The following is an 8,088-nucleotide window of genomic DNA, read 5'->3' on the forward strand; positions in this document are numbered from 1 at the left end:
ACCGGCTGCTCGACCTCGACTACGGCTACGAAGCGTTCCCGGCGTTCTCCAGCTGGAACGAGCGCGTCAGCCGCCGCAAGCAGGTCAACCAGGAAGTGCGCCTCGTCTCCACGCACGGCGGTCCGTTCAACTGGGTTCTCGGCGGGTTCTACAACGAGCAGAGATTGCAAAGCGACTACGCCGAGCACGTACCCGGCCACCCCTGGGTCGATCTGGCGACGAACCCGAACGAACTGGAATACGTTTCGTACACCCGTTCGAAGGTCAAGGAGCAGGCGGTCTTCGGGGAAGGTACCTTCCATGTTACACCCGAATGGCAGGTCACGGCCGGCGCGCGCTACTTCAAGTATACCTCGGAGATCGCCGGCGCGCAGACCCTGCCGTTGCTCGGCCAGCCGCTCAGCCCCTACGACAAGAAGATTTCGGGCGGAAAGGCCGGTCAGGACGGCTGGGTGTGGAAGTTCAACTCTTCCTACAACTTCACCCGCGACCTGATGGTCTATGCCACCTACAGCAAGGGCTATCGCATCGGCGGGCCGAACACGGTCGCGCCTTGCGACAATCCCCTGCCTCCCGGCCAGAACATCTGCGCCCTGCCCGACGAACTGCAGTACGGCCCGGATTCCACCAAGACCATTGAGGTCGGTTTCCGCGCCCAGCTGTTCGACCGCAAGGTGACGTTCAACATCGACGCCTACAGCACCAAGTGGACCGGCCTGCAGGTTGCCTCGGCAACCGTGAACGGCGCGACCGGGATCACTGTGAACGGCGGGCGCGCGGTGTCGAAGGGCATCGAGACCTCGTTCCAGATCAAGCCTGTCCCGGAACTCACGATCCAGGGCAACTATGCCTACAACGACGCCCACCTGACCGAGGACATCCCCGGCATCCTCACCATCCGCGAGGTGCCGAACGACTACAACTTCCGCTTCGTCCAGCTCGATGCGCTGTCCGGAGACCGCCTGCCGAACTCGGCCAAGAACTCGGGCAGCCTGGGCGCCACTTACACGGTGCCGATGGGCAACGGCGAACTGTCGGCCAACTGGACGGCGACCTATCGCGGCAGCATCGTCAGCCGTCTCGGCTGGGATCGTGCCTATGGCGACAAGCTCAGCGGCTACGTCCTGCACCGCGCCTCGTTGTCCTATGACACCGACAAGTTCGGGGTCAGCGTGTTCGCAAACAACATCTTCGACAAGTACGCCGTGGTCTCGGTCGGCAACGACCGTTCGCGCATCGGCGTCAACGACGGGGTGGCGGTTCGCTACTACAGCCAGACCGTACTGACGCCGCGCGTCGTCGGCGTGGAGGCCCACATCAAGTATTGAGCATTCGTAGAGGCGCTTTCCCACAAAAGGAGAGCGCCTCTACGACCAGATTCCGCCGGTTTCTTTGTTGCGCCGCAGCGCAATTTTTCTGTAGGCGGACGGGCGATCCGGCGCTAGTCCACCGGGCATGACAGAACCGGCGCGGGGCTCTCCGACGCCGCGAAAGGACCGCCTGATGAAGACTCGCATTCTTGCCGCGCTGCTGCTGTGCGCCGCGCCCTTCGCCATCGCCGCCACCGATCCGGCCCCCGCAGGCATCGACGAAACCGCGATGGATACCTCGGTGAAGCCGGGCGACGAGTTCTACCTCTTCTCGAACGGCGCTTGGCTGGCCAAGGCCGAAATCCCCGCCGACCGCAGCCGCATCGGCTCCCACACCGTCGCCGCCGACGAGACCGAGCGCCAGCAGACCGCACTCATCCAGAAGATCCTCGGCGCCAGGCAGAAGCCCGGCAGCGACGAGGCGAAGATCGGCGACTACTGGCGCGCCTACCTTGACACCGCGACGATCGACAAGCTGGGTATCGCCCCGCTCAAGGCCGACCTGACGCGCTACGCGGCGATCAAGGACAAGGCCGCGCTGGTCAAGGTGCTGGGCGACCAGACCGAGGCCGACCTCGACCTGTTCAACAACAACAACGACATGTCGACCGAGAACCTGTTCGGCCTGTTCATCACCAAGGCGCTCAAGAGCGACGAGGTCGTGCCCTACCTGTTCCAGGGCGGCATCGCCCTGCCCGACCGCGAATACTACGTCTCGGCCGAACCGCGCATGGTCAAGATCAGGGCCGACTACCTCAAGTATATCGCCGACCTTCTGCGCCTGTCCGGCCTCGACCAGCCCGAGGCGCGCGCCGCGCGCATCCTCGCGCTCGAAACCAAGATCGCGCAGGCCCACCCGAGCAAGGCGGAAACCGCCGACTTCACGCAAGGCGGCACCCTGTGGACCCGCGCCGAGTTCGCCGCGAAGGCCCCCGGTATGGACTGGGACGCCTACTTCACCGCCGCGCACATGCCCTCGCAGCAGACCTTCGACGTCTACAGCCCCGGCGCGATCACCGGCCTCGCCGCCCTCGTCGCTTCCGAGCCGCTGGACGCGTGGAAGGACTGGCTGGCCTTCCACCGCTTCAATGCGCAGACAGACGTGCTGCCCACGAAGTTCGACGCGCTGCACTTTGCGTTCTTCGACACCAACCTTTCGGGCACCCCGGAGCAGAAGACGCGCGAAAAGCGGGCGCTGGCTTCGATCAACAGCGACCTCGGCATGCCCTTTGGCAAGCTCTACGTGCGCGAATACTTCCCGCCGGCCGCCAAGGCGCAGGTGGAGGACATGTCCGCCCGCATCAAGCAGGCTTTCGCCCGCCGCATCGACGCGCTCGACTGGATGAGCCCGGCGACGCGTACCGAGGCCAAGGCCAAGCTGGAAGGCATGGTCGTCGCGGTCGGCTATCCCGACGTGTGGCCCGACACCTCCATGATCATCATCAAGCCGGGGCAGGCCTACGCCAACCGCATGTCGGCGATCCACGGCTACACGCTCCAGCAGATTTCCAAGCTAGGCAAGCCGCAGGACCGGGGCGAGTGGTGGATGACGCCGCAGCTCGTCAACGCGGTGAACCTGCCCGTGCAGAACGCGCTGAACTTCCCCGCCGCGATCCTGCAGAAGCCGTTCTTCGATCCGGCCGCCGACCTTGCTTCCAACTACGGCGCAATCGGCGCGGTGATCGGGCACGAGATCAGCCACAGCTTCGACGCCAGCGGCGCGGCGGTGGACGGCAACGGCATCCTGCGCGACTGGTGGACCAAGGAAGACCTCGCCCACTTCGAGGCGCAGACGCAGGCTCTGGTCGTGCAGTACGACGCCTATCAGCCGTTCCCCGACCTGCGCCTCAACGGCAAGCTGGAACTGGGTGAGAACGGCGCCGACGTCGCCGGCCTCGCCGCCGCTTACGATGCCTACCGCGAAGCGCTGGGCGGCAAGGAACTGCCGGTGATCGACGGCTACACCGGCGACCAGCGCTTCTTCATCGCCTTCGCCCAGAGCTGGGGCGACAAGACCCGCGAAGGCGCGCTGCGCCGTCAGGTCATCGGCAACCCCCACGCCCCGGGCCAGTACCGCGCGCTGACCGTGCGCAACATCGATGCCTGGTACAAGGCGTTCGACATCAAGCCGGGCGACAAGCTGTACCTGCCGCCCGAAAAGCGCGTGAAGCTGTGGTGATGTGAAAAGGGCGGGAGTGGAAACAAACACCCCGCCCGCTTTATCCGTCATCCCCGCGAAGGCGGGGACCCATCTGATGCTGGTGCAACTTGCGATGTCGTCAGATGGGTTCCCGCCTTCGCGGGAATGACAAGGAAAAGGTTCAGAGCCAGCGGTTCCTAAACCCCGCGCGGCGCGTGCTGGCGGTGGATGTTGCGGAACGAGCGGCTCTTGAACAGCCACTTGCCGTCGATCTTGACGCAGGTGTCCTCATAGACGCCGCGATCGCGCATGGTGATCCCGTCCTGGTCGTAGACCTCGGAGGTGTAGCTGCGCATCACCGCGCTATCGCCGCTGACCTCGACCGAGCCGGGCCATGCCTCGAACATGATGCCGGGATAAGCCTTCATCGCCTCTATCCACATCGCGACGATCGCCGGACGGCCCTTGGTGGTGCCGAGTTCCGGATAGTCCGGCAGCGACCATTCCGCATCCTCGGCCCAGGTCGCGCCCCAGGCTTCGGAGTCGCAGCGCGTCACCGCGTCGGCATAAGTCTCAAGCAGTTCACGGATGGCGAGGCGGTCCTCGAACGGGCCGGTAAAGGGCATTTCAGCATTCTCCCAAATCGTTTCAGGCAGATGCTAGCCCCTGCTCCGGCGCGCGAAACTATGCCTTGTGCGAGTAATTACGCCCCCACCGGTCGTTCGTTCGGCCCCGGCGCCTCGTCCGGCACGGCCACCTCGATCATGCCGCCCTCGATCCGCAGCGGGAACACGCGAAGGTCCGCGTAGGCGCCGCCGATGCAACGCCCGGTCGCGGCCTCGAAGCGCGCGCCGTGCAGCGGGCACATGATCGCCCCGCGCCGCACGCGGCCGGGCGAGAGCAGCGCCGCCTGATGGGTGCAGCGGTCGTTCACGGCGCGAAAGCCGTCCTCGACCTTGACGATCAGCACGCTCCAGCCGCCCAGCATGATCGCCGCCTTGCCTTCCTCGGGAAAGTCGGCCTCGGCGATGACGGAGTGGAAGGTTTCGCTCATGGTAGCCATCGTATCCAGAACTCAGATGCAAACCAGCGTCTTGCCGATGGTACGGCCGGACATGAGGTCGATGAAGGCGGCGGGCAGGTTCTCGAACCCGTCGCGCAGATTGGCGAGAGGGCGCAGCTTTCCTTCGGCCACCCACTGGTCCAGCTCCGCCTGCGCCTCGGCCAGTACCTGCGGATAATCGTACGTGATGAAGCCCTGCATCTTGATGCGGTTCACCACCAGTTGCCACAGCGTCTTGACGCCGTAAGGGTGATCGGCATCATTGTACTGGCCGATCATGCCGCACACCGCGACGCGCCCGTGGAGGCGCATCAGCGGCAGGATTGCTTCAAGCATCTCGCCGCCGACGTTGTCGAAATAGACGTCGATCCCCTCGGGCGCGACTTTCGCGATTTCGGCGGCGATGTCGGGCGTGGCGCGATAGTCGATCGCGGCATCGAAGCCGAGTTCGCGGATGACTTCGGCCTTCTCCGGAGAACCGACGATGCCTATCACCCGGCATCCCTTGGCCTTGGCGATCTGACCCACCGTCGAACCCGTCGCCCCGGCGGCGGCGCTGACCAGCACGGTCTCGCCCGCCTTGGCCTCGCCCACCGCGAAAAGGCCCACCCACGCGGTTAGACCAACCGGGCCGAGGGCGCCCATGTAGTGGTGGAGATCCGTGCCCGGCTGCTGGTGCACCGTCTCCAGCCCCCAGCTCTCGCCCGAGAGGATATAGTGATCCTGCCACGTGGCGAAGGCGCGCACGAACGTGCCCACCGGGTAATCCGCATTGTTGGATTGCACGACTTCGCCAAGCGACATGCCGTTGATCGGCGCACCGAGCGCGACGGGCTCTATGTAGCTGGGCCGGTCGTCGAGGAAGCCGCGGATCGCCGGGTCCACCGACCCGACCCGCATGGCCACCAGGAACTCACCGTCACCCGGCTCGGGCATCTCCACCTCTGCGAGCGTGAAGTCCTCGGGCACCGGCATCCCGTCGGGGCGCCGCGCCAGCAATATCTGTCTTACCTTTCCCATCCCCCTTGCTTACCCGCGCCGGGCCTGAGCGAAAGGCTGGTCTAAACGCTAGGTTCGTGTCTCGCGACCGAGAGGCAAACTCGCGCGCAAACAGATGTGGAGCAGGATTCATGAGCATGTCCCCCGAAGCAATCGCCGAACTTGTCGATGCCCTCTACGCTGCGGCAGGCGCCGGCGACTGGGAGACGGCCAACGCAATGCTCACCGACGATTTCGTGGCCTATGAGGCCGATGCCCTGCCGATGGCAGGCGCCTATCGCGGCAAGAACGGCCTCAAGGACCTGTTCGCGAAGGCCATGGGCATGGCCGACGTCGTCGGGCTCGACCGCAGCGACCTGCTGACCGGCAAGGACAGCGCGATCGCGGTGCTGACGATGCGCTTTGCCGATCCCTCTCTCAAGCCCGCCGAACTGTGCGAGATGTTCCGCTTCCGCGACGGCAAGTGCTGCGAGATCAAGCCCTATTACTATGACCCCGCCGCCTTCCATGCCGCAGCGGCAGCCAAGGCGGAAACCGCCTGACGTCTGGTCAAGAGCGGTCAGCATGAGCCTGCCCCCGTATGAAGTGGTCGCCGATGGCTACGACTTCATCGAGGCGCCGCGCGTCTCGGCGGATGGAACGGTCTGGTTTGCGGATCTCACCGCTACGGGCGTGTACCGCAAGCGGCCGGGACACGCGGCTGAACTGATGCTGCCCGGCCGTCTGTGGGTGGGCGGGATCGTGTTCGACGACGGCGGAGACGTGCTGTGCAGCGGGCGCGGCGGCATCGTCGCGCTCAATCCGGCGACCGGCACCACGCGCGATGTCCTCACGCGGATCGAGGGCGCGCCCCTCGTCGCGGTCAACGACATGGAGGGCGATGGACGCGGCGGCCTTTTCGCGGGCACCATCGATTTCGAGGCGATCTTCGAGACCGGAAAGCCGCCTTCCCCCGGCCTGTTCTTCCACTTGTCCGGCGACGGCGAAGTCACAGTGCTGCGCCGCGACGTCGTCGCATCCAACGGCATCGCGGCAAGCCCTTGTGGGACGTGGCTCTATCACATGGAAACCACGCGCGGCATCTGGCGCTACCCGCTGCTACCGAGCGGACTGCCCGGACCTGGCGCGTTGCTCGTCGAACTGGAGGATGGCGACGGGCTGACGCTGGATGCCGCCGGAAACCTCTGGGCGGCCTGCTGGAGCACCGGACGCCTGCTGCGGTTCACCCCCGAGGGGACACTAACCGCAGAAATGCGGCTGCCTTATCCGCACGTCGTCAGCGTCGCTTTCGGGAGCACGGAGCCGGATTGGCTCTACGTCAGCACCGGCGGCAATGCCGACGCGCCACGCTCCGGCGCGGTTTTGCGCATCAAGGTGGAAGGCCCCGGCCTGCCCGGACCGACGACGCGGCTGCGCATGCTTTGCAGGGAACCCTGACCGGCCAGGTGCGCCATCACGCAATTTCCCGCCAGTCCGGCAACCGTGTCGCCCGCGCCGCATAAGCAAGCACGGGGGCATGCATGCGCGCCAGCCAATAAGCCGCACGGCGAAAAGCAGGGGACTCCAGCCCGTTCTGGAGCACCGTGGCACGGATGATCTGGCGGCGGGTCTGGCCCGCCAGCAACCTGTGATAGGTCCCAGCGTCATCGCCCGCCAGCACGCAGTGCGCCGCGAGGAATGCGCTGCGCAAGGCGATCGCCATACCGTCGCCGGTCAGCGAAGGGGTCATCGCCCACCGATCACCCAGCAACATGGCCGTGCCCGTGGCATGCCCTCGGGGCGGCGGGCCATAGCTTAGGTTGGCAATGGCGAGCGGCCGCTCGAACAGCGGCTGCGCGTCGGCGAGAACCCGTTGGAGGAACCCGGTGCCCTCCAGCCATGCTCGCACGCCCTGCCAGTCGCCGCCAAGCCGCGCGAAGGCATCGGCGCGCAGGACCAGGCACAAATTGGCCCGGCCGTCCTCGATCAGTTGCAGGCCCGCATAGCCGCCCTCCAGCAGCACCAGCACGATCGCTCCCGCCAGATGCCGCATCGCGGCCGGAGAGAGGCGATAGTGCATCTTGAAACCCACATGCCCGTTCGCGATGCGCGCGGCAGGTCTTTCGCCCCGGATCGGCAGCTTGCCGGTGGCGACCAGAACATGGCGCCCATGATGCTCGCCGACGCTGGTGCGGGCCGTGTGTCCATCCAGCCCCGTCACGCGCACCCCGCGTTCGATGCGCGCCCCGCTTGCCGCAGCCCGGCCGATCAGCGCTTCATCGAGGGCATGGCGACTGAGGCCCAGCGCAGCGAACGGCAGCGCAGTCTCTACCGCGCGGTCGCCCCACACAAGGCGCATGCGCCGGATCGGCACCGCGCCCAAGTCCAGCGGCTCGACTCCAAGCTGCCGCAGATGGGCCACGGCCTCGACCGACAGGAATTCGCCGCAGACCTTGTGGTGCGCCCCGGTCTCGCGCTCGAGCAGAAGCACGTCGCCTCCCCCGCGCGCGATCAGGCAGGCGGCGGCGCTGCCCGCC

8 protein-coding genes are annotated in these 8,088 nt (G+C 66.2%); 4 read left to right on the forward strand and 4 right to left on the reverse strand.

The features are described from left to right. Positions 1-1,328 (forward strand): TonB-dependent receptor (locus LH128_RS16140; protein ID WP_008830730.1); only part of this gene is annotated, 1,328 nt, incomplete at its 5' end. 175 nt (positions 1,329-1,503) lie between these two features. Continuing rightward, positions 1,504-3,549, forward strand: a complete 2,046-nt coding sequence (locus LH128_RS16145; RefSeq protein WP_008830731.1) for a M13 family metallopeptidase — start codon at positions 1,504-1,506, stop codon at positions 3,547-3,549. A gap of 158 nt (positions 3,550-3,707) precedes the next feature. Here the strand turns inward: LH128_RS16145 and LH128_RS16150 are convergent, their stop codons facing one another. The 3 genes from LH128_RS16150 to LH128_RS16160 all read right to left on the reverse strand — a co-directional run bounded on the left by LH128_RS16150 (position 3,708) and on the right by LH128_RS16160 (position 5,593). Next, complete coding sequence (locus LH128_RS16150; RefSeq protein WP_008830732.1) at positions 3,708-4,136, reverse strand: nuclear transport factor 2 family protein; 429 nt, start codon at positions 4,134-4,136, stop codon at positions 3,708-3,710. 77 nt (positions 4,137-4,213) lie between these two features. Continuing rightward, complete coding sequence (locus LH128_RS16155; protein WP_008830733.1) at positions 4,214-4,564, reverse strand: Rieske (2Fe-2S) protein; 351 nt, start codon at positions 4,562-4,564, stop codon at positions 4,214-4,216. Positions 4,565-4,585: 21 nt separating this feature from the next. Next, entirely contained in the window at positions 4,586-5,593 is a 1,008-nt protein-coding gene (locus LH128_RS16160) for an NADP-dependent oxidoreductase (protein ID WP_037519796.1), read from the reverse strand. A gap of 116 nt (positions 5,594-5,709) precedes the next feature. Between LH128_RS16160 and LH128_RS16165 the strand changes: the two genes are divergently transcribed. Together LH128_RS16165 and LH128_RS16170 are read left to right on the forward strand one after the other, a co-directional pair. Further along, positions 5,710-6,114 (forward strand): nuclear transport factor 2 family protein, encoded by a 405-nt coding sequence (locus tag LH128_RS16165; protein ID WP_008830735.1) that lies wholly within the window; start codon positions 5,710-5,712, stop codon positions 6,112-6,114. A gap of 22 nt (positions 6,115-6,136) precedes the next feature. Beyond that, a complete protein-coding gene (locus LH128_RS16170; protein ID WP_008830736.1) occupies positions 6,137-7,009 on the forward strand; it encodes an SMP-30/gluconolactonase/LRE family protein in 873 nt (290 codons plus the stop codon). A gap of 16 nt (positions 7,010-7,025) precedes the next feature. On the opposite strand, the gene LH128_RS16175 is transcribed toward LH128_RS16170, so the two are convergent. Next, on the reverse strand, positions 7,026-8,088 hold a 1,063-nt coding region (locus tag LH128_RS16175), incomplete at its 5' end, for an NAD(P)/FAD-dependent oxidoreductase (protein WP_008830737.1).

It is taken from the genome of Sphingomonas sp. LH128 (assembly GCF_000293195.2).
GTDB classification, from domain to species: domain Bacteria; phylum Pseudomonadota; class Alphaproteobacteria; order Sphingomonadales; family Sphingomonadaceae; genus Novosphingobium; species Novosphingobium resinovorum_A.